This is a genomic window from Streptomyces sp. NBC_00887 (assembly GCF_045207585.1).
This window is the reverse complement of the sequence record NZ_CP108788.1, coordinates 9664681-9684677: the sequence shown is the minus strand read 5'-3', so window position 1 is coordinate 9684677 and position 19997 is coordinate 9664681. Positions and strand designations below refer to the sequence as shown.

At 67.1% G+C, this 19997-nt stretch carries 14 protein-coding genes and 1 pseudogene; 9 read left to right on the top strand and 6 right to left on the bottom strand.

The genetic code is table 11. The features are described 5' to 3' along the window. Positions 1-510 precede the first annotated feature (510 nt). Positions 511-984: an ATP-binding protein gene (locus OG844_RS44155; RefSeq protein WP_406387552.1), complete on the top strand. Its 474-nt coding sequence runs from the start codon at positions 511-513 to the stop codon at positions 982-984. Positions 985-1305: 321 nt separating this feature from the next. Here OG844_RS44155 and OG844_RS44150 read toward each other — a convergent pair whose 3' ends face one another. Further along, positions 1306-1746 (bottom strand): hypothetical protein, encoded by a 441-nt coding sequence (locus tag OG844_RS44150; RefSeq protein ID WP_406387554.1) that lies wholly within the window; start codon positions 1744-1746, stop codon positions 1306-1308. Positions 1747-1957: 211 nt separating this feature from the next. On the opposite strand from OG844_RS44150, the gene OG844_RS44145 reads away from it, so the two are divergent. Continuing rightward, positions 1958-2113, top strand: coding sequence for a hypothetical protein (locus OG844_RS44145; protein WP_406387555.1), 156 nt, complete (start codon positions 1958-1960; stop codon positions 2111-2113). A 758-nt stretch (positions 2114-2871) separates the two neighbouring features. Here the strand turns inward: OG844_RS44145 and OG844_RS44140 are convergent. After that, positions 2872-3069: a hypothetical protein gene (locus OG844_RS44140; protein WP_406387556.1), complete on the bottom strand. Its 198-nt coding sequence runs from the start codon at positions 3067-3069 to the stop codon at positions 2872-2874. Between the two features lie 14 nt (positions 3070-3083). Here OG844_RS44140 and OG844_RS44135 point away from each other — a divergent pair, with 14 nt between their 5' ends. The 3 genes from OG844_RS44135 to OG844_RS44125 all read left to right on the top strand — a co-directional run bounded on the left by OG844_RS44135 (position 3084) and on the right by OG844_RS44125 (position 5459). Then, the gene (locus tag OG844_RS44135; RefSeq protein WP_406387557.1) at positions 3084-3401 is read left to right on the top strand and encodes a hypothetical protein; all 318 of its coding nucleotides are present in this window, start codon (positions 3084-3086) and stop codon (positions 3399-3401) included. A 145-nt stretch (positions 3402-3546) separates the two neighbouring features. Next, positions 3547-4396 (top strand): IS5 family transposase gene (locus OG844_RS44130; protein ID WP_406387559.1). Its coding sequence is split into 2 segments (ribosomal slippage): positions 3547-3905 and positions 3904-4396, totalling 852 coding nucleotides; the frame shifts between segments, so codons are not numbered across the junction. A 577-nt stretch (positions 4397-4973) separates the two neighbouring features. Continuing rightward, on the top strand, positions 4974-5459 hold the full coding sequence (locus OG844_RS44125; RefSeq protein WP_406387561.1) for a hypothetical protein: 486 nt from the start codon (positions 4974-4976) through the stop codon (positions 5457-5459). Positions 5460-7364: 1905 nt separating this feature from the next. Here OG844_RS44125 and OG844_RS44120 read toward each other — a convergent pair. Next, positions 7365-8045, bottom strand: a complete 681-nt coding sequence (locus OG844_RS44120; RefSeq protein ID WP_406387562.1) for a hypothetical protein — start codon at positions 8043-8045, stop codon at positions 7365-7367. A gap of 977 nt (positions 8046-9022) precedes the next feature. On the opposite strand from OG844_RS44120, the gene OG844_RS44115 reads away from it, so the two are divergent. The 4 genes and pseudogenes from OG844_RS44115 to OG844_RS44100 all read left to right on the top strand — a co-directional run bounded on the left by OG844_RS44115 (position 9023) and on the right by OG844_RS44100 (position 15145). Beyond that, positions 9023-9979: a hypothetical protein gene (locus OG844_RS44115; protein ID WP_406387564.1), complete on the top strand. Its 957-nt coding sequence runs from the start codon at positions 9023-9025 to the stop codon at positions 9977-9979. Positions 9980-10228: 249 nt separating this feature from the next. Beyond that, a pseudogene (locus tag OG844_RS44110) lies at positions 10229-11461 on the top strand (transposase). A gap of 288 nt (positions 11462-11749) precedes the next feature. Continuing rightward, on the top strand, positions 11750-12811 hold the full coding sequence (locus OG844_RS44105) for a YihY/virulence factor BrkB family protein (protein WP_406387565.1): 1062 nt from the start codon (positions 11750-11752) through the stop codon (positions 12809-12811). Positions 12812-14269: 1458 nt separating this feature from the next. After that, positions 14270-15145, top strand: coding sequence for an SDR family oxidoreductase (locus OG844_RS44100; protein WP_406387567.1), 876 nt, complete (start codon positions 14270-14272; stop codon positions 15143-15145). Between the two features lie 136 nt (positions 15146-15281). Here OG844_RS44100 and OG844_RS44095 read toward each other — a convergent pair whose 3' ends face one another. The 3 genes from OG844_RS44095 to OG844_RS44085 all read right to left on the bottom strand — a co-directional run bounded on the left by OG844_RS44095 (position 15282) and on the right by OG844_RS44085 (position 19851). Then, complete coding sequence (locus OG844_RS44095; RefSeq protein ID WP_406387569.1) at positions 15282-16898, bottom strand: phytoene desaturase family protein; 1617 nt, start codon at positions 16896-16898, stop codon at positions 15282-15284. A gap of 581 nt (positions 16899-17479) precedes the next feature. After that, a complete protein-coding gene (locus OG844_RS44090; RefSeq protein WP_406387571.1) occupies positions 17480-18571 on the bottom strand; it encodes a glutamate--cysteine ligase in 1092 nt (363 codons plus the stop codon). Positions 18572-18813: 242 nt separating this feature from the next. Further along, entirely contained in the window at positions 18814-19851 is a 1038-nt protein-coding gene (locus OG844_RS44085) for an NAD-dependent epimerase/dehydratase family protein (RefSeq protein ID WP_406387573.1), read from the bottom strand. Positions 19852-19997 lie beyond the last annotated feature (146 nt).

Sequence of the window (19997 nt, the reverse complement as noted above, 5' to 3'; positions counted from 1 at the left end):
AGGGAGGTGCTACTCGGCCTCGGACTCCTCGTCCGGGCCGTTTGCGTGAGCGGTGCGTGAGCGGACGGGGAGTCGCTGTCCCCAATCCGTCCCCACGGATCAGCGTCGTCCGGGACGGACTCGTCGGCCTCGCCGGGCTGGGCGCCCGCCCCGGGCCCGTTGTCCTTGGAGGTGACGCGTGCTCGCGGCACGAGCCGGGCCGCGGCCTTGGCGATCGCCAGGTCCGCCTCGGGGAGCAGGCTCGTGTACGTGTCCGACGTGATGGTGCTCGAGGAGTGGCCAAGCATCTCCTGGATGTCCTTCAGGCCGGCACGTCGTTCCGCTGGTCACCCGCACCGGCGACGCAGCCTTTCGCTGCACCGGACACTCGGGGTGTCACTTGCCGTCTGTCCGTGGATGCCCGTGCGTTCCTCCACGAGATGTCAGTGATCTGCCGTGAGTCGAATGATGTGAAGGTTTGGGGGTAAACGGAGCCTGGCGGTTGGGGTGTACCGGGGCGAGGCGGGCGGCATGCAGCAGACGGCAGGCGGCAAGGACCAGCAGGCCCTGCCGGGGGGCATTATCTCCGTGTCCGGGGTGTTCGAGGGCAGCGAGGACATCGCCGTCGCCCGGGACCTCACCCACGGCTTTCTCACTGATGTACAGGCCGTGCACGGGCTGCCGGTGTCCGGGCGGGCGATGGGCATGGTGCAGCTCGTGGTCAGCGAGCTGGTGACCAACGCCCGCAAGTACGCGCCCGGTCCGTGCCTGCTGACGCTGGAAGTCTGTGGCGGCTCGGTCGAGGTGACCGTGTGGGACAGCAACCCGACGCCACCAGCGATCCTCCCGCCCGACCCGACCCGAATCGGCCAGCACGGGCTGGAGCTGGTCCTGGCGATCGGTCAGAGCTTCGCGGTGCACCGCGAACCTGTGGGCAAGCGGATCTCGACAGCCATCGTGCTGGCCGACGACCCAGGCGGAGACGTCGTCGGCCACCACCCGTGATGGCCTGTACCGAACACGGGCACGGCGGGCGGCAGCAAGATGTCATCAGACCCAGCGAGCGACTTCGGTCGCTACTTCCCATGCCTACGGCAGAACTACGAACGTTGTTGTGACAGCCCACCGTCACTGCTGGTTTTCGTCGGTAGACGGCACGGGGTCGAGGAACTTGCGGACGAGGAAGGCGTCCTTCGTCGCGGTGGACTCGGACGGGCCGAAGAACGAGATCAGGTGGAGCGGGTCGGCTCCGGTAGCCAGGGCCTCGCCCAGGACGTCGTCGACACGGATACGGTCCAGGCTGACGCCGTTGAGGGTGACCTGTCGTCAAGAGGAAGTAACCGCTGACTGGGCCGGTGCCGTTCGCGGTCTGGCGGGAGACCACAACGTGCCGGCAGGGTGTGCGCCCATCGGGTCCGCCCGCCGCTCGGTGAGCCAGGCCCGCAGGGCGGCCCGGGTGAGAGCGCCCATCGGCTGGACGTTGCCGTAGATGGTGATGCGGTCTTGGCGGACATCAAGGTCGTCGAACTGAAGGGCCCGGACGGTCTCGCCCCGGGCCGCGTGAACGCCAGCCAGGACGACGGCGAACCTCGTGCCTGGGGACGCAGCGGTGACCTGCGTGTGGGTGACCTCGACGTCGGTCATCGGGGCGACGGCGCCCGGAACGCGCCAGCCGACGCGAATACCGCGCATGGGGCTGGTGAAGATGCGCCGGTACTTCCTGGCGTAGCGGAAAAGGGACCATAAGGAGGTGTACGGGCTGGCCACGGAGGTCGGCGACCGTGGTCATCACGTCGTCGCAGGTGATCTCCCGCAGTTGGTACGGCTCCCGGCCCACTTCCAGATGATCGGGCGGACGCCACCGAAATAGACGTGGAGGGCGCCCAGTGCCCGCGGACCGGCTGCGGGCACTACCGTCCAGCAGCCGAAGGAGCCAGTCCTGGACGTCGTCGGCGAAGCCGTTCGGCAAGGTGGCCGCATGGCGGTCAATCCAGTCCAGCGCGGCAGCACGCCGGTCACCGTTCGGCCGGTCCAGGGCGGCCAGAACCTCGGCGACACGGCCAAGCGGCCGTCTCGTCCCACCGAGTTGGTCGCGAAGTCTCAAGTAGCCGGCGAGGACGAAGCCCAGAGCTGATGGACTCTTCGGCTGATGAAGACGGACCAACCGTGTTCCTCACCGTGGCCGGCGGCGCACTGCCGCGCGGTAAGCACAGCGCCTGCGCCCGCGGGCTCGGGGAACTTGGGCGATACCGGCTGCCGCCCCAGCGCCGCCAAACGGCGGCGGTGAGCCCGGCTCCTGCAGACGTTCGCACAGTAGACCCGTCGCGGGCCCCGTCGGGAGCGGATCGGCACGGGTGCGCCGCACATCGGACACATCATCACGGTGGCAGCGATCGGTCGCGGCGTGATGGGCGGCTGTCCGGCAGCCTTCGCCGCGGGCTGCTCGTCCTTGGCGACGCGCAAGTCCTGAGCGGTCACCCGCAGGGCCAGGCGGAGCTGCTGCAATATTCGCGCCAACGAGGCAAGCGCAACCGGCTGCGGCACCGCCAGTGCCGCGCTCGTTGCGTTGTTTTCCATGCCCGCAACGCTATGACCGGCCAACACGCGCCGGAAGCATTGATCACCGGCGATCGGCTTGATTCACCGGCGATTCCTTGAAAGTTTTGCCGCAGGAGCACTCATTCGCCGGATGGTACCGACTCGCGCATCCTGGATGCCCTGCAGAGTGATGGCAGGAGAGCAGCAGGTCTAAAGCATGAGCGCGGTGCGCACACTCGGGGCACCGATCACTTGCTATCCGCACGGCTGCGGACGGCAGGAAAGGGCCGCCTGATGATTGTCCAGGCTGCAAGCGAAGCGTCGGCGGCATGTGCTGTTGCGGTGCCGGGCCGTCTATGCCTGCTCCACGGCAGCGGTCGCCGCCGCTGCCGCCCTTCGCTCCATGCCTGTCGACTTGGGCACCAACTGCCATCGAGATCTCAGGCCAGGCAACCGCATGATCCACATGCGGTCACCCCGGGTGAGCGTGACGATCGAGGTACGGGTGCGTGGCTGGAAGAGCATCGCGCGGCGCGACTCGGTCCCTCTCACACCGGGAGCAGAGCATGACGAGCAGAGAGAACGGACCCGACGACATCGACACCGAGGGCAAGGCCGTACCACCGTACGAGGGCCGCCGCCGGTCCGGCGATGTCCGGGCCAGGGAGAAGTCGATCAAGGGCGGGGCGAAGATCGCCGGCGCGACGGGACCCGTGACGGACGACGACGCGAAGGCAGCCGCTCCCGAGCGGACAGACCGAGGCGCCACAGCCTCACCGTCCGACCGAGAGCCGACCGAGCGGAGCGCGCAGCGTGGTTCCGAGGACACCGGAACCGGGCCCGCGCACCGCCGTGGGACGGGGCGCGCCGAGGATCAGTCCTGACGTCGCCCGCCTCTGGGCGGTCGAGGGTACGGCGCTTCGGTGGAATGCCGGTCCGTGAGCGGAGCGACGGCCTGTGTTGCCTCGGCCGGTGCGTCCGGCGCTAGGGCCTGTCTTCAAAGGCTGTTGATGGGGCATCATGTGACGCATGGTGCGGCGGCATGAGCTCTCGGACGACGAGTGGGACGTTCTGTCGGGGCTGCTTCCGCGGACGGGCACGGGGCGGCCCCGGCGGGACGACCGGGTGGTGCTGAACGGGATCGTGTGGAAGCTGCGGACTGGTTCGGCCTGGCGTGATGTGCCGGAGAGGTATGGGTCCTGGCGGACGTTGTACACACGTTTCCGCAGGTGGGCGCTCGATGGCACGTTCACGCGGATGCTTGAGGCCGTTCAGGCTCAGAAGGATGCGGCTGGGGACGTTGACTGGCTGGTATCGGTGGACTCCACGATCGCCCGCGCTCATCAGCACGCGGCCGGCGCCCGTAAAAGGGGCAGGTCCCGCAGAAACGGCACACGCTCACGCCCTCGGACGATCCCGTGGCGGACTGACGACCAAGATTCACCTCGCCTGCGACGGCCGCGGCCGTCCGCTCGGCTTTGTCGTCACAGGCGGCAACATCAACGACTGCACGCAGTTCGAGCAGATCCTTGCGCAGATCAGGGTCTGCCGTCCAGGCCCAGGTCGACCGCGCAACCGGCCTGATCATCTCCTGGGTGACAAGGGATACAGCAGCCGAGGCATACGTAACTACCTGCGGAAACGCGGTATCCCGCACACCATCCCTGAACGGTCGGACCAGCAGGAGAACCGCCGCCGTCGAGGCAGCAACGGCGGCAGGCCGCCCGCGTTCGACAAGGAGCGCTACAAGCAGCGCAACGTCGTCGAGCGCTGCTTCAATGCGTTAAAGCAGTACCGGGCCATCGCCACCCGTTACGACAAAACCCGCGAATCCTACGAAGCGGCACTCACTATCGCGTCACTCCTGATGTGGATATGACCCTTTGAAGACAGGCCCTAGCAGCGCTTCCGCCGACCGTTCTCGATCTTGCTCCGGGAAAGGTTCGTTTCTGAGAACACCTGACGGTGCGGCCAAACTCTACGACGGGGCTCGCGGGCATGGGGTGGGTGCTACCGCAACCAGGCTGGAGCGTAATCGTTGATCGTGAGTGATCAGTCTCCGTTCTTCTGCCAAGCGTTGCCTGTCAGGCGATGTCGCACGGGGCGAGAGCGACGTCCGTTGTGGGGTCTCAAATCCCGCGGCACACTGGTCAGCGGATGCGCCTGGCGGGGGTTGCCGCTGTGCTTCCGGATATCGAAGTCGACGGCCCATCGCAGGTTCCTGCGCACTCGACCGCATCGGCCTGGCGGAATCCCCGTTCCTTGCCGGTGACATCCAAGGGGCCGCCGCCGAAACGACCCTGGCCGTGCAGGCCGCGAGAGGCACGCAGTCGGGGCGTGTCCGTGCTCAACTCGGGCAGCTGTATCCCTACACCGTGGGACACAGCGCGTCGCGACCAGTGCGTGAGGCGCGCGATAGTATCCGCGACCTGCTGTCGAGCTGAGGAACAGGGAGCATGACAACACTTGCTGTGACCGGGCACATGGACCTGGCTGACGAAAGCGTGCCGGTTGTGTGGGCCGCGCTGCGTGAGCTGCTCGCCGAGTACAGCGATGACTTGACTGGGGTGTCGTGCATTGCCGCCGGGGCGGACAGCCTCTTCGCGGAAGAGGTCTCCGCGATCGGGGGCCGTCTGGTCGTGGTGATTCCCTCTCGGGATTACCGCGCTGCGAAGGTGAAGCCAGCCCACGTCGCAGTCTTCGACCACTTGGTGGAGGCGGCCGAGCACGTGGTGACTCTGCCGCATTCGACTGCGAACCGGGCTGCCTACGAGGCGGCGAACGCTGAGCTGCTGCGACGAGCCGATCGCCTCGTCGCCGTGTGGGACGGGACGCCCCCTTCGGGCAAGGGCGGCGGCACCGCTGACACCGTCGAGCAGGCCCGCGAGGCCGGGCTACCCGTGGATGTGGTCTGGCCCGCCGGAACTGTTCGGCGCGGATAGCCTCCAGATACACGAAAACGCCCCCTGCCCCGGCCGTAGCCGGCACAGGGGGCATTTCATCGTGCCTCCCGGGCTGCGGCAAACCCGGGAGCCATCGGGACGAGCGGCATGCTGAGTAGAAACCTTTTCTACAGGTTCAAGGCCCCTCGCTCCGCTCGTCGCGCGCTCCCCGGCTACGCCGGTCCCTGACTGAGGGGAACCGTCGGGCACGAGAAATGCCTCCGGCGGGGGGGCTCAGACTCCGGGATGGGAGGGGCGCCGTTCGCGAGTGCCGGCGGATTCGTGGTGTGCGTCGTGGGGCTCCCATCCCCACCACCTTCACCCCAGGCAGAGCCGAGCAGTCGCGGCCCAGGACGTCAAGGTCGTTCCTACAGTGGCGCGCTCCACCTTGACGCCCTGAACCACGACCGCTCCACGACGTGTGGGTCGAAGGCGGACGGGATGGGAGCTTGGGGGCCAGTGGTGGGTTGGTGCAGGGAGCTCGTGACCAGCTCCCGGACGGCCGTCCCCGTCTGGAACCGCTCCGCCGACAGTGCGCTATCGTGCGCGGCCAGGAGGCCAGGTGACTGATGGCATACCCAGATGGCGCAAGCCTCGGTTCTGGGTCGGGCTAATGACGTTCACTTTTGCGGGGAGCCGCATCGCGAAAGGCGCACTCATCGATGGGAACACGGTCTGGCAGGTAGTTGGGGTTGTCTTCCTGATCGGCTGTGCCTCCCTCATTGGATATGCCGTCGGAACTCGGTCGGCAACGCGAACCGGCGTCAAGGCCGCTTCGGATGCTGGCACCAGCATCTGGCACCAACAAGCACGAACAGGCATGATCAGTTGCGAGCTTGAGGCGCGTTGATGGCGCTCTGTGAAATCGGCCATCTCCTGCTCGGCGGTGACCCCAGACCTGCTCAGTGGATCTCCCCACATTGCCTGATGGCCAGGCGGCTCCAGGGGCAGGGCGAGCCTCGGCCGGACCGCCTGCTGACGGCGGCTTGCGCCAGAGTCCGCGTAAGCGTGAGAGCTCGCACCTCGGAGGTGGTCCTTCATCGCGGTGCGCGCGATCTTGGCCGTACGGCGGTCAGAGTGTGACTTTCAAACAGGGCTCAGATATGGGGCCAGTCCTGCCTGGCTGGCTGTCACCTCGCGTGCGATACGACGCCACTGGTCCTCTCCCCCGGGCAGCGGCCATACCCAGGTCGGCTGTTCCACGGTGTTCAGGTCATGAAGAAGGCGGACGAACTGTGGGCCGGCGGTTGCGGCACCGTCTGGAGCGGTGGGGCCGTGAATGGTGCGGAGTTCGGTGAAGCGTGCCAGTTCGTCCTCGTAGAAGCCCGTGGCCTCATCGATGCGCGCGGTCAGGTCAATCGCGCGGCACCGTGCGGTGCAACTGCAGCAGCGGAGGCTCGACGGATGCGGCGATCGCCGCGGCAAGCCGTGCGTGACCGTCCAGGATCAGACGGCAGTCAAGGACACTTATCACCACAACAGGACAGATGGGAGCGTCCCTTCACGGGCCTGCTTGCGGTACGCCTTGACCCGGCTGTCGTCAGCACCGGGCAATTCCACATCCAGGGCGGCGGCCGGGCGGTGGTGTCCCAGGCCGGGGCCGTGCTCTTGGTCGAGAGGTTCGCAAAGCCGCGCTGGGTCAGGCGTTATCAGCCGGCTGACACCCAGGCGGCGCCCTCGGGCGGCGCACGATTCAGGCAAGGTGCTGCTGGACGTGGCCCTCGCAGTCGCGATGGGCTGGGAATGCCCGACGCCTGTCACGGCCCGAGCCGCAGCTTGCCGCACCGGTTTTTCGGGTATGGCCCCCGGCCCGGCACGCGGACCTGTTCGACACCGCGTTCCGCGTCGCCCGCCGCGCTCCACGCTTTTCTGTTCATCCTGGCCGAACCTGCCGCAGACGCCGTCTCATCCCGTTGTGTGGATGGTCGCCACGCCCGCGCCATCGATGGCGCAGCTCTCGGCGCCAGATTTCCGCTCGATCAGTACGAACCGCGCCTCGCGAACGTCACTTGCGTCACTCTGGTCACCTGCTATGCAGAACTCCGCGCGCAGAGGGGCAGTGCCGTAGTACTGGCCGTTATCGTTCGGGCAGTCGAAAAGGTCGGGGTCGGGCGCAGAGCAATCGCGGCCTGGAGGAGGATCACGCCTCTCGGGGTGAGTGAATCCCGCGCAATGCATCATCTCATGAATGAGTGTCTGAGATATCTCCTCATTACCCTGCGGGAACAATACGCCGAAGTTCACATTGAGAGTGGAACCGCCGACAGTCGCGCTGGCGTTCGCATCCGGGTCACTCAGGATCGTGTGATGAATTGCACGTCCGTACGCTGCCTTGAGCGACTCCTTTTCCGTTGCCGCTAGAATGCCGCTCGACAGGCCCCTAGACAACGCTATCCAGTGACGGGCGATCAGCGTACCTCTGTTCTCACTTGAGATATCGCCGTCGAAGGTGAAACTCGACAACGCCGCACGCGCTTGGTCGTGAGCACCAATCAGTGCCACCAGGCTAGAGACGTCATATCGCTGAACCAAAGTGGCCATGCTCATATCGCCATGAAGGCCTTCGTCTTGGGCGAGCTGCCTCACGCTTCTCATGTGTCGCCTACTTCCAAGGTCGAATGTGTCGCCTACTTCCAAGGTCGAATATTTTGCGCGTCTACACAGCACTACGCACCCTTTGCGACAGTACGAGAACGATGCCTGCGGCGTTCCGCAGGCGTCGCAAATGATCAGCCGATCTGACTAGGCAGGACCGGCGAGCGCGAAGATCACCCCTGCGCCCGGCGCGAAGAGCTCGGGCCTTTGCTAAGCCCTGCTCTTTGATGGTCCTACTGTCTGTTGTGTGGTGCAACTGGGCAGCCGGGAAGGGCAGTCAGGCAGGGTGCGCCCACGCGTCGGGATGTCGGTGCCTTCGCGCTGTGTGCGCTTCAGGTCGCCTCGACGCGTTCCTGCCATGCTCCGCCGAAGGCGGATTTGCGGTCGGCAAGGGGAAAAGCCGCTGTCGGCCCGGTGACGGCGAGCCGCAGCAGATCGCCGAGCAGGACTACTTGACTTTCGGCGGGGACGCTGGCGTCGCGGACAACAGCGGCCAGGAAGGGAACCGTGACCTCGGGGCAGGTCCCTTGGTGAGAGTCGGAGGCAATATTTCCGGCCAGTCCTCCGTAAATGACCTCTGAGCAACTACGGTCAGCGGGCGACTCCAAATCCCTTTCGTCTCCGTGAAGTTCGGCGAATGGGTATCGAGCACACTGCTCGCCGCCGAAGCCTCACTTCCGAATAGCGAGCCGACCCCCGAGCGCGGTTTGAATGGATGTGACGCCGCCGTCGACCGGCTGTTGAGTCGGCAGGGCACTGGTCATCGTCCGCGCTGCTGTCCGCCGTGAACATTCGGCACAGCTGCAACAACTCCTGGCCGCCGCGTCGTGCCTTCGCACCCTGGTTTGCGCCCGTCCGTTTTCCGCATGAGAGTTGAAGGAGAAGTACCTCGTGTTCCCTTCATACCCAACCCCCATCGAAGCCGGGTCCGCCACGCATGCCGGACCTGCGGAAAATGGAGAATCAGAATGGCCATCAACGAATCAGTGACGGGCGACGACAGTGTGGCGATCACCGGGACTGCCCACCCGGGCGAGCGAACGGTCGGCGTCGGAGGGCGGGGCGACGCTGTGGGCGTCCAGGGCAAGGGCACCCGCTGGCATGGCGTAGAGGGCCTGAGTAGCAGCGCGATCGGAGGGGCCGGAGTCTACGGATCGAACTCCGCTGGCGGCGCCGGTGTGGTGGGCGAGACCTCGGGCCGCTTCAACCCCGCCGTGTACGGCAAGCACAGCGGCACCGAGGGCCAAGGCGTACTTGGCGAGGCTGATAACGGCGCCGGCACGGCAGGTAAGTCCAAGAACTGGGTGGGTGCCTACGGGGAGTCGGCGAGCACCTCTGGTGGGAGCGGTGTCTGGGGCGAGCACAAAGGCGCCGGTACCGGGACGATCGGTTTCAGCGCCGAAGGCGTCGGCGTGCACGCCCGCGGTGGCCGCCTCGCCGGCTTCTTTGAGGGCAATGTTGAGGTTACTGGTGACCTCGTGCTCACAGGGGCCGATGTAGCCGAGCAGTTCGACGTGGCCGTAGGCAGGGGCGATGGTGAGGACATTGGTCCTGGCGCGGTCCTCACCCTCGATCACGAGGGCGCTCTGACACCTTGCACGCTGGCGTATGACACGCGCGTGGCAGGCGTGGTGTCAGGGGCGGGTGACCGAGTTCCGGCACTCGTCCTGGATCGCCAGGAGGCGGGGACAAGCCGAGAGGCCGCATTCCGTAAAGCAATCGCCGTGATCGGGAAGGTCTGGTGCCGTGCGGACGCGTCGTCGAAGCCCATTGGCGTCGGCGATCTGCTGACGACCTCGTCGACTCCCGGCCACACCATGGTTGCGACCGACCGTGAGGCCGCATTTGGTGCTGTCCTTGGGAAAGCTCTTACCCCACTGGCATCGGGGACCGGCATGGTCCTGGTTCTCGTCGGCCTGGGTTGAGACTCCCGGAATTCGACTTCGAGCGTCGCTGCCTCACAACGGCGACGCTCGAGAGGTGCCCTCCCAAGTTGTGTACCGGATCGGTGCGAAGTGATCGAAATGACGGAACTCTAGGCCCCGGACTTTCACGAGGCGGCCTGTCCGAAGCATGATCGAGAAAGCGAGAAGTGCTCCTGACCTGCAACGATAAGACTTGTCGAGGGTCCAGATCGTGCCGTGGAAAGAAGCACTTCTCAGGTGGAGAAGCCTATGGGGTCGTACCCGCGTGTCCGCATCGAGGGCTGCGGCCGGGCGGTGGTCTCCCGGGCCGGGGGCGTGCTGCTGGTCGAGACCGTCCGCAAGGTCGGCTTGGACACCGCGATATCAGCGGTGCTGGCACCGTGGGGAAGGCTCGGGCGGCGCACGATCCGGGCAAGATTCTGCTGGACGTGGCTCTCGCGGTCGCGCTGGGCGGGGACTGTCTGGCCGACATGGGGATGCTGCGGGCCGAGTCAGCCGTGTTCGGCCTGGTTGCCTCCGACCCGACCGTCTCCCGCCTCATCGACACCCTGGGCGCGGCCGGCCCGAAGGCCCTGAACCGCGATCCGGTCAGCTCGGGCCGAAGCGCGAGCGTGTCTGGAAGTTGGCTGGAGCCTCCTCGCCGGACACCACCGGTCAGGTGATCGTGGACCTGGACGGAGTGCTGGTACTGGCCCACTCCGGGAAGCATGACGCCACCGCGACCTGGAAGAAGACCTACGGACACCGCCCACTGATGGGCTTCGTCGACCACGGACGCGGCGGCACCGGAGAGCCGGTGGCCGCCCTGCTGCGGCCCGGGAACGCGGGCAGCGAAACCCCCACCGCCCACATCACCGAACTCGTGGGTGCCGCCGGCGGAGTCGGTGCGGATCAGCGTGCGGCGTCCACGCCCGTATGTCTTCGGTAGCTGCGCCAGGGCGAGTTGGGCGGTCGGACGGGGACATCCGTGACGGCGCGTGGGTCGCAGAGCTCGACGGTGACGTAATGAAGGGCTGGCCGAAGGGAATGCGGCTGATCGTCCGCAAAGAACGCCCGCACCCTGGCGCCCAGTTGCGATTCACCGACGCCGACGGACTGCGGCTCACCGCGTTCGCCACCAACGCCCCGATCGCCGCAATCGAACTGCGACACCGCCAGCGGGCACGCGCCGAGGGCCGCATCCGGGCCGCCCGCGCCACCGGACTGCGCAACCTGCCCCTGCACGACACCGCGCAGAACCAGATCTGGCTGGAGATCGTCCAGATCGCCCTGGACCTGCTGGCCTGGATGCCCATGCTCGCTCCGACCGGTGAAACCCGCAGGTGGGAGCCCCGCCGACTGCGGCACCGCCTCTCCTCCGCCGCCGCCCAACTCGTCACAACTGCCCGCCTCCGGCACCTGAGATTCGCACGCCATTGGCCCTGGACCGACGTCATTGCGGACGCTATCGAGCCTCTCGACGTGCTCCCGAACCCGGGCTGACCAGCAGATCCACCCATCCCTTCGAGGGAACGTTCCATCCCGGAGTAGTGGAACCCGGCGTTCACCCGACACGACGCTCGGGCCCACGGCCTGCCCAACCACGGTCATCGGCAACGAAATGGGCCACCGACTTCGTCGGCGGCCCACACGAAAGAGTGCGCTGGCAGGTGGCGGCATTTCATTCTGCAGTGGTGATGCGGCCGCTTGGTCAGTGGGCGGTCATCCATTGAGACGCATAAACCGGCTGGAAAGTCGCGTAGCTGGTGCGACTGAGGTTGTGTGCTCCATATGCCGAGTGAACAGCGCAGTGAGGACAGCGCAGGTCCGCGCGGGGAACGGTCGGGTGCTGGACCGGACCCGCAGGTGGAGCGAAACGCGCCCGACACGCCCACGAAGGTTGGCAAGGCTTCTTGGGGGGCGGTGCTGAGGCGCACGCTGAAGGAGTTCAAACGGGATGAACTCCCCGACCGGGCAGCTGCCCTGACCTATTACGGAATTCTGGCCCTGTTCCCCGCCTTGCTGGTCCTCGTCTCACTACTCGGCATCGCGGGCAAGTCGACGACACAGACCGTTCTGGACAACATCAAGAAGCTGGCCCCGGGAGCGGCACGTGACGTCTTCGAAGACGCCGTGACCCAACTGCAGTCCAGCAGTGGGACCGGCTGGGTGGTGGCGATCGTGGGTCTGGCGGTTGCCCTGTGGTCGGCGTCCGGCTACGTGGCGGCGTTCATCCGGACCTCCAACGCGGTGTACGACCTGCCCGAGGGCCGTCCTGTCTGGAAGGTGCTTCCGGTCCGCGTAGGTCTGACTCTGGTGCTCATGGTGTTGGCCTGCGTCAGCGCGCTGATCGTCGTTCTCTCAGGCGATCTCGCCCGTCGGCTCGGCACCGCGCTGGGGGTCGGCGATACGGCCATGACCGTCTGGGCGATCGCGAAGTGGCCAGTCCTGGTGGTGCTGGTGACCCTCATGCTGGCGATCCTGTACTGGGCGGCACCGAACGCCAAGGGGCGAGGCTTCAAGTTCGTGTCGCTGGGCAGCCTGCTGGCGCTCCTGATCTGGATGGTTGCGTCGGCCGCCTTCGCCTTCTACGTCGCCAACTTCAGCTCGTACAACAAGACCTACGGCGCCCTGGCAGGCGTGATCATCTTTCTGGTCTGGCTGTGGATCACGAACCTGGCGATTCTGCTCGGCCTCGAATTCGATGCGGAAATGGCCAGGGAGCGGGCCATCATCGGCGGTCATCCACACCTGAAGGAGCCGTACGTAGCCCCGCGGGACACCCGCAAGTGGACCGACGAGGACCGCAGGGCCATGGGCGACGCCGGACCGTCCGATCCGCGCTCCGACTGAGTTCGCCTTCTCCCGAGCAGGCGCATGCAAACGGGCTGTCGCCCTCCGGCGCACCGGCGGTTCGGTGACGCGACGGCCTTGACCGTGCTGGCCCGACGCGGCGGTCCGTGACCCCCCCCTCGTCGCCCTCGTCCGAGCCGGCGCCGACTTCGAACGCGGCCACCTCATCGAACGAACCAGGGAAAATCGCTGCTTACGACCTGCCCCACGATTGGCCTGGACGAGAGTCCTGATCGATGGGCGGGTTCGGGAGTTCTGCTACCGGGCTGTCGACACCGCCCTCGGGGGAAGTCGGCCCGGCAGCGTTCACCGGCCGACCAGGTATATGGACCTTCGCGCGCGCCAGTCCGTAAAGACACGGGCTGATCGTCCAGATTCGAAGGCAGGATCTGGTCGCAGGTGGCCCGGCCGTCGAACCACAGTGAGCCGTGGTGCGGAGCCGTGACGACGAGCAGGGTCGAGAAGCCACAGCCGTTTTCCTGGATGAATACAGCTCCAGACGTCTTGCGCTCCTGGAACACCTCGTATTCGGCGTCCCATGCGACCACCAGGCCGCACGCTGTGGTCCGGCGCCGCCCGGCCCGGGCGGATGCATCACCAGACCGCCAGCGGAGTCATCCCTGCGTCGAGGACTGCCTGACGTACTTCGCGTACGCCGTCCAGGTCGTCTGCACCGTCGGTGACAAGGCCGAGAGTCCGGCCGTCCCCCGGCCACTCCTTGAGCTGGGACAGAGCAGGGCTTGGCTCGACTGCCGCGAGCGGGAGGCCGGCCTCTCCGGCTGCAGCACGCGATATGTCTCCCAGGCCCGGCCCATACAGCGGCCCGATCACGGACCCAGTTGCCGTCGCACCCCGGTCGCTATCCCTTTCCTTCGCCGGCCGTGGGTCCTCACCTTCGAAGCGTCCGCAGGAACTCACCGGGCCGACAACATGCGCGCTATCCAATCGGTGAGATCATGAAGCGGTGGGGAAACGCTCTCATCCTGATCGACGTGATCAACACGTATGAGCACCCCGAAGCCGAGTTTCTTGTTTCCGTCCATACGCAAGGCGTTACCTCACATCGTCCAGCTTCTGGCGACAGCGCACGCCGAAGGCGTGCCCGTCATTCACGGAAATGACAATGACGCCGAATGGCGCTGTCACCACGGCGAAATCATCGAGACTGCTCAGGCCGGGCCGAGAGGCGAACTTGTCCGTGAGCCCACACCCACAGTGACCTTGCCGAAGCCGCACTGCTCATGATGGAGCGCAGCATGCGAGCGACCATCACCGCGGCGACACGGTCGCGCTGTAGTGCTCGCGATCGGGAGACGTTCTCACCCCACTCGGCGGGCAGCGCCGTCAGACGGTGCTGTTCCGACGGGTCATTTCGTCGCTCGTTCTCTCCGGGCCGCCCTCATCGGCCTCTGTTCGCGCCTGATCACCCACCACCGCCACACACTCGCAGGAGCTCTCGTGACTGATCGGAAGCACATCCTGAGCGGACGTACAGCCGTGGTGACCGGCGCCGCACGCGGCCTCGGAGAGGCCGTCGCCCGAGAGCTGGCCGAGAGGGGCGTCCGCGTGGCTCTGCTCGGCCTGGAGGAGGACGCTCTCGCCCGGACGGCCGACGAACTTCCGACCGCGTCCCAGCACTGGCATGTAGACGTCACTGACGACGAGGCGATGGCCCGCACGGCCGAGGAGGTGGTCCGTCAACTGGGCCCGGTTTCGGTCGTCATCGCCAACGCCGGTGTGGCAGAGGGAGGTCCGTTTGCCGAATCCGACCCGGACAGCTGGCGGCGCGTGATCGAGGTCAACCTCGTAGGCAGCGCGATCACCGCACGGACGTTCCTGCCCCAACTGCTCAGCACCCGCGGTCACTACCTTCAGATCGCCTCCCTCGCATCCATCGGCGCCGCGCCGATGATGAGCGCGTACTGCGCTTCCAAAGCAGGCGTGGAGTCCTTCTCGCATTCCCTGCGCGCCGAACTGGCCCCCCGTGGGGTCGGCGTGGGAATCGCTTATCTGAACTGGATCGACACCGACATGATCCGCGACGCCGACCAGCACGCCGTGCTGCGGGAGCTCCGGGCCCACATGCCTCCACCGGCCCGCAAGACCTATCCCCCGGAGTACGTGGCCCGTCTCGTGGTCAACGCAGTCGAACGGCGGGCACCTTCCGTCTACGTGCCCGGGTGGCTCCGGAGCGTCCAGGCGGTGCGCGCCGGTCTGCCCGGGCTGGTCTCGCGGCTGGCCCGCCGGGAGCTGACACGTTCACAATTCGCAGGCACCGGGCTCTTGGGGGCCGGTGGACGTGCAGCAGAGGCAACCGAACGAACGCGGGCCTGACACCCAGGCCGGCCGCTCATGTGACAGCCCCACATCGGCGAGCAAGTCCCCCTCGGCATGAACAGAGTGCCGGCCACAACGCCCCGTTGTCGGTGCCCCGACTGGGCGACGGGAAGCCGCGCCCCGGGACTGTCGATCATCCGGTGCTGCGCCCTGTGCGGTCCGCCCACGGCGTGCCCGACACGTGCAGGCGGATACCGCGCGCCCCGCGCAGCGCGGCCCGCGCGGCGTTGGCACCAGGGGCACCGTGGACTCCGCCGCCGGGGTGCGCGGAGGCTGAGGCGAGGTAGAGGCCCTTCACTGGTGTTTCGGGCCGCCCGGTGCCCGGGACCGGCCGAAACAGAAGTTGTTGGTGGGCTGCTGCGGTTCCGCCGTTGATCGCGCCGCCGTGCAGATTGGCGTTCATGGACTCGATGGTGGGCGGTGCGAGAACGCGGCGGGAGATGACACGGGAACGGAATCCTGGGGCCCAGCGTTCGACTTCGTTCTCCATGCGGTCGGCCATGGCTTCCTGCTCGCGCCGGTCCCATCGCCCCGTCAGGTCGTCCTCACCCGCGTCACCCTTGATCCGCTGCGGGACGTGCGTATAGGCCCAAGCCGATTCGGTGCCGGCGGGTGAGCGAGTGGAGTCGGCTGTGGTCATCTGCCCGAAGAGGAGGAAGGGGCGGTCAGGCACTCGGCCCGTGGCGATCTGCGCCGCGAAGCGGGTGAGACCGTCGACCCCGTCGGCCAGGTGGACCGTGCCCGCCGAGGCAGCCTCACCAGCGGTCCAGGGCACCGGGGCGGTCAGCGCCCAGTCGATCTTGAACGTCGCGAAGTCCCACTGGAATGCGCGCAGGTCCTTGAGCAGCCGGTCGGGAAGGTGCTGCGCGCCGACCAGCTCGCCGTACAGCGCCGGTGCGGACACGTCGGCAAGGACGGCGCGGGATGCCGGTACGGACTCGCCCCCTGCGGTGCGTACGCCAACAGCACGTCCGCCGCGCACGACGATCTCGTCGACACGCTCCCCGCACCGGACCACGCCGCCGTGCCGCTCCAGCCTCCGCACCAGAGCCGCTGTGAGCGCCCCGGCGCCCCCGACCGGCACCGGAAAACCGTAAGTCTGTCCGAGCATGGACATCAGCCACCCGAAGCCCCCGCTGCCTGCAGCTTCGGGGCCGAGGTCCGCGTGCAGCGCGTTGCCCGCGAGCAGGAGCCTGGCTGCCTCTCCGCGGAACTGCTCCTCCCCCAGACATCGCACGGGCAGCAACAACATCCTCGCCAGTCGAAGCCCGCCGGCCGCCCGAAGCCTGGCCGCTAGGCGAACGCCGGAGCGCACCGGCGGGAAAGGGGTGAACAGGGCACGCAGGATGTCTGGACCCAGGCGATTCCACGTGCCGTACAGGTCGAGCCAGGCGGGCCCGTCGCCCGCGGCGAACATGTCCAGCCCATCCGCTGTGTCCTCGACTCCGCGTTCGAGAACCGCGCAGCGGCCGTCCGGCAGCGGGTGTGCCAGGACGCGCGGGGCGCAACTCCAATTGAGCCCTTCATCTTGCAGGTCGAGTCCTGCGAGAACAGGGGATGCGGCGGCCAGTGGGTAGAAGGCACTGAAGAGGTCGCTCACGTAGTCCGGGTGGACGCCTCGATCGCTGCGGACCGCGCCGCCGGGCTCCGGCTGTTCCTCCAGCACCTCCACACTCCATCCTGCAGCGGCAAGGAGATTCGCCGCCACAAGGCCATTGGGCCCCGCACCGATAACCACCGCGTCCGGCATCGATACCTCCCGTTCTCGCCGTTCCGAGTCCGCCCTACCGCCCAGCCGTGCTCTTCAGGCACGGCCCGGGCTGCCACCAGACCACTTGGTGCGCACAGGATTCACTAAAGCAAACATTCGGACGATCCGCCGCCTGCCGGGCACCCTGCGGGTAACCCACATCACATACCCCTCCACCCCTCGAGAAGGCCCTGACCACTCCTCTGCTCCCACTCTTCATCCTTGGGGACGTCCTTGGCACGGGCGTGCAGGCCCTGGTGGGACAGGTCGCCGCCGAATTCGGCGTGCCGTTGGGCTCCACAGCCAGTCGCGTTATGTCCGGCTGGCGACAGTCACCTCTTACGTGGAACTGGTCACCGGATATCCGCGTGCGGGCGGGGCGTCGCACTACGCCAACCTGTCATACGGTGCTGCCGTCGGGCGCTGCATGCTCGCCACTGACGTCGTGTCGGCGGCATGATGGTGCAGTGCCCGTGTAGTGCGTCGACGTTGTCCGCTCGCGCCGGCTCCCTTCCGGCCGATACAGGTCCGGCTTCATCGTGGGCGACCGTCTGCGGGTGGGCCCTGGCCGGGGACCGATTTCAGCCCTGGGTCCTGGAGACACACTCGGTTACCACGGCGCGCAGGCTGCCGGTGCGCGCGAGCGCGTCGCGTTGCGTCCGCGCCCCGGTTCCACGCTCCATGAGGTTCTTGAGCGCCTTCTCGACCGAGCTGAAGTCGTCGGTCTCCTCCAGGGCCGCTTGGACGTGACTGAGCAGGGCACCGATGACATCCGCCGCAGGCTCGGGGCGCATGGTGCGGGGATGCAGCAACCGGCCCTCCAGCCCTGACCGTCCGGCCTGCCAGGTGGCCATGCGAAGGACACTCACCCCGCTCGGATCCGGTGGGCCGCCGGCATGCCATTCGCGGGCCGCCGTTTCGACGAGGCCGCGTACCAACGTCGCAAGAAGCACGGTGTCGCCCGGGTCCAGACAGACATCCGCCACTCTCACCTCGACTGTCGGATACCGGTGGGAGAGCCGGGCATCGAAGTAGATCATTCCTTGGTCGCGCAGGACCCCTGTGTCGACCAGCGCCTGAACCTGTTCGTGGTAACGGTCTGCGGAGCCGAAGACTTCCACCGGCCCGGCCGAGGGCCATCGACCCCAGACTCTGCTGCGATAGCTGGAGTACTCGGTGTCCTGCCCCTGCCAAAAGGGCGAATTGGAGCTGAGCGCCAGAAGAACGGGCAACCAGGGACGCATCCGGTCGAGCACCCCGACGCCTTCCTCGTCCGAGTCGACCGCGACATGTACGTGGCATCCGCAGGTCAGCTGTTCCTGGGTGGTCAGACCGAACCGCTCGGCCAGCCACCGATACCGCTCTCCCTCCCCGATCGGGGGGTTGACGGGAAGAGGGGCCGTCGCCAAAGCCGCCACCGCTGCCCCGGCCTGCGCGGCGCTCTCCGCCGCCTCGGCCCTCCAGCGCAGGATCTCCTCCGCCAGTTCAGCCATCGCGCTGCACGGTTGGGTGGCGAATTCCATCTGCTGAAGGTGCAGCTCCGACTCGAAGGCCGAATCTCCCTCCGCGCGGACTTCCGCAAGTGCCAGCACCGCCGTTGACAGCGCCCGGGGCTCACCACTGTGCTCGTCGACGAGCAACAGCTCCTCCTCGACACCAACGGTCCGCACCATCACGCCTCCCAGACAGTCGCCGTAAGGCGCGCTCTCGCATGTGCCGCAGGCGGCGTCGTCCGTCCGCCCGGGTAGACCACCACGAAGATGTACATCGCTGTCCCAGCATGCAGCAGCCTGAGCCCTTCGCTGGATTCGCGCGTGACTTTCATGAGTGCGTGAACGAAGGGGAGGAACTCGTCCGTGCTCGTTCCCCCGGTTGCCTGCCGGGGGGAACCTCTCTGCGGCCGACGCTGGTTCGTTCAGCCGAAGCTCCTTCCCGCCAGCGGAGCGGTGTCCTCGCCTTTGCCGTGGCGTACGCCGTGCAGGAAAGCGCGCAGCGCTTGGTCGGCTGAGTGAACCGGTGCCCAGCCCAGTTCGTCGTGTGCACGGCCGCAGTTCATCACCGGCAGCCGCAGGACGGCGTCGAACAGATGCGGGGAGGCAGGGACGGCACGTGCTTGCCAAGCGGCGGCCAGGGCGCCGCGCACCAGTGCCCGGGGCAGCGGGACTACGTGGGCGTCGAGGAGTTCACCGAGGGCACGGACGTCGGTCACTGAGTCGGCGGCCAGATTGAAGGCGCCCCGAACGTGGTGGAGTGCGGCTAGGCGGTAAGCCTCGGCGGCGTCGTCCGTATGGAGGACCTGGAAGCGTAGGCCGTCGAGGTCCGGCACGAAGGGCAGAAGGTCGGGCCGAAGCAGTGTGCCGGGGACATAGCGGCCCGCGAAGATACGACGCTGTTCGCTGGCCGCTTGCTCCTTGAACAGGAAGCCGGGCCTCATGCGCACGATACGGATCTGGGGATGACGCAGTTCAAAGGTATCGAGTACCCGCTCCAAATATGCCTTTTCCCGGCAGTATGCGGCGTCGGGCCATCCATGGGTCGGCCAATCCTCGTCGACACCAGGCTCCTCCTTCGGGCCGGGAGAGTACGCCCCCACGCTTGAGGCGGGCACGAGGGCTGGGACTCCCGCATCACGCACCGCGTCGAAGACCCGTAGCGACCCCGCGACGTTGCTCTGCCACGTCACGACTGGGTCGTGGGTCGGCTGGAACCGCCACGCCAGGTGAATGACGGCATCTGCACCTGCGAACTGGGCCTTGAGTGTGCCGGCACTGGCCGGGCTGGAGAGGTCCACCGTGTCCCACTCCACGCCGGGCAACGTGATCTGTGGGCGGCGCCGGGCCAGGCCGAGGACCGATCCCACCCCCGGGTCGCGTGACAGAACTCGGATGACGCTTGTTCCCACGTTGCCGGTCGCACCGGTGACCACGATGCGCGGAGCGGGGCCTGTACTCATATGTCACTCCTCTGTACGGACCTTGTTCCCTCGAAGCCGAAGCGTCGGCCCGACCGAGGACGGCTCACCACTGCAAGCCGTGAGGTGCGTTGCGTTCTCCGGGTGCGTGGTCTGACCGATCGCGCACGCCGGTCGCTGTCGACCTT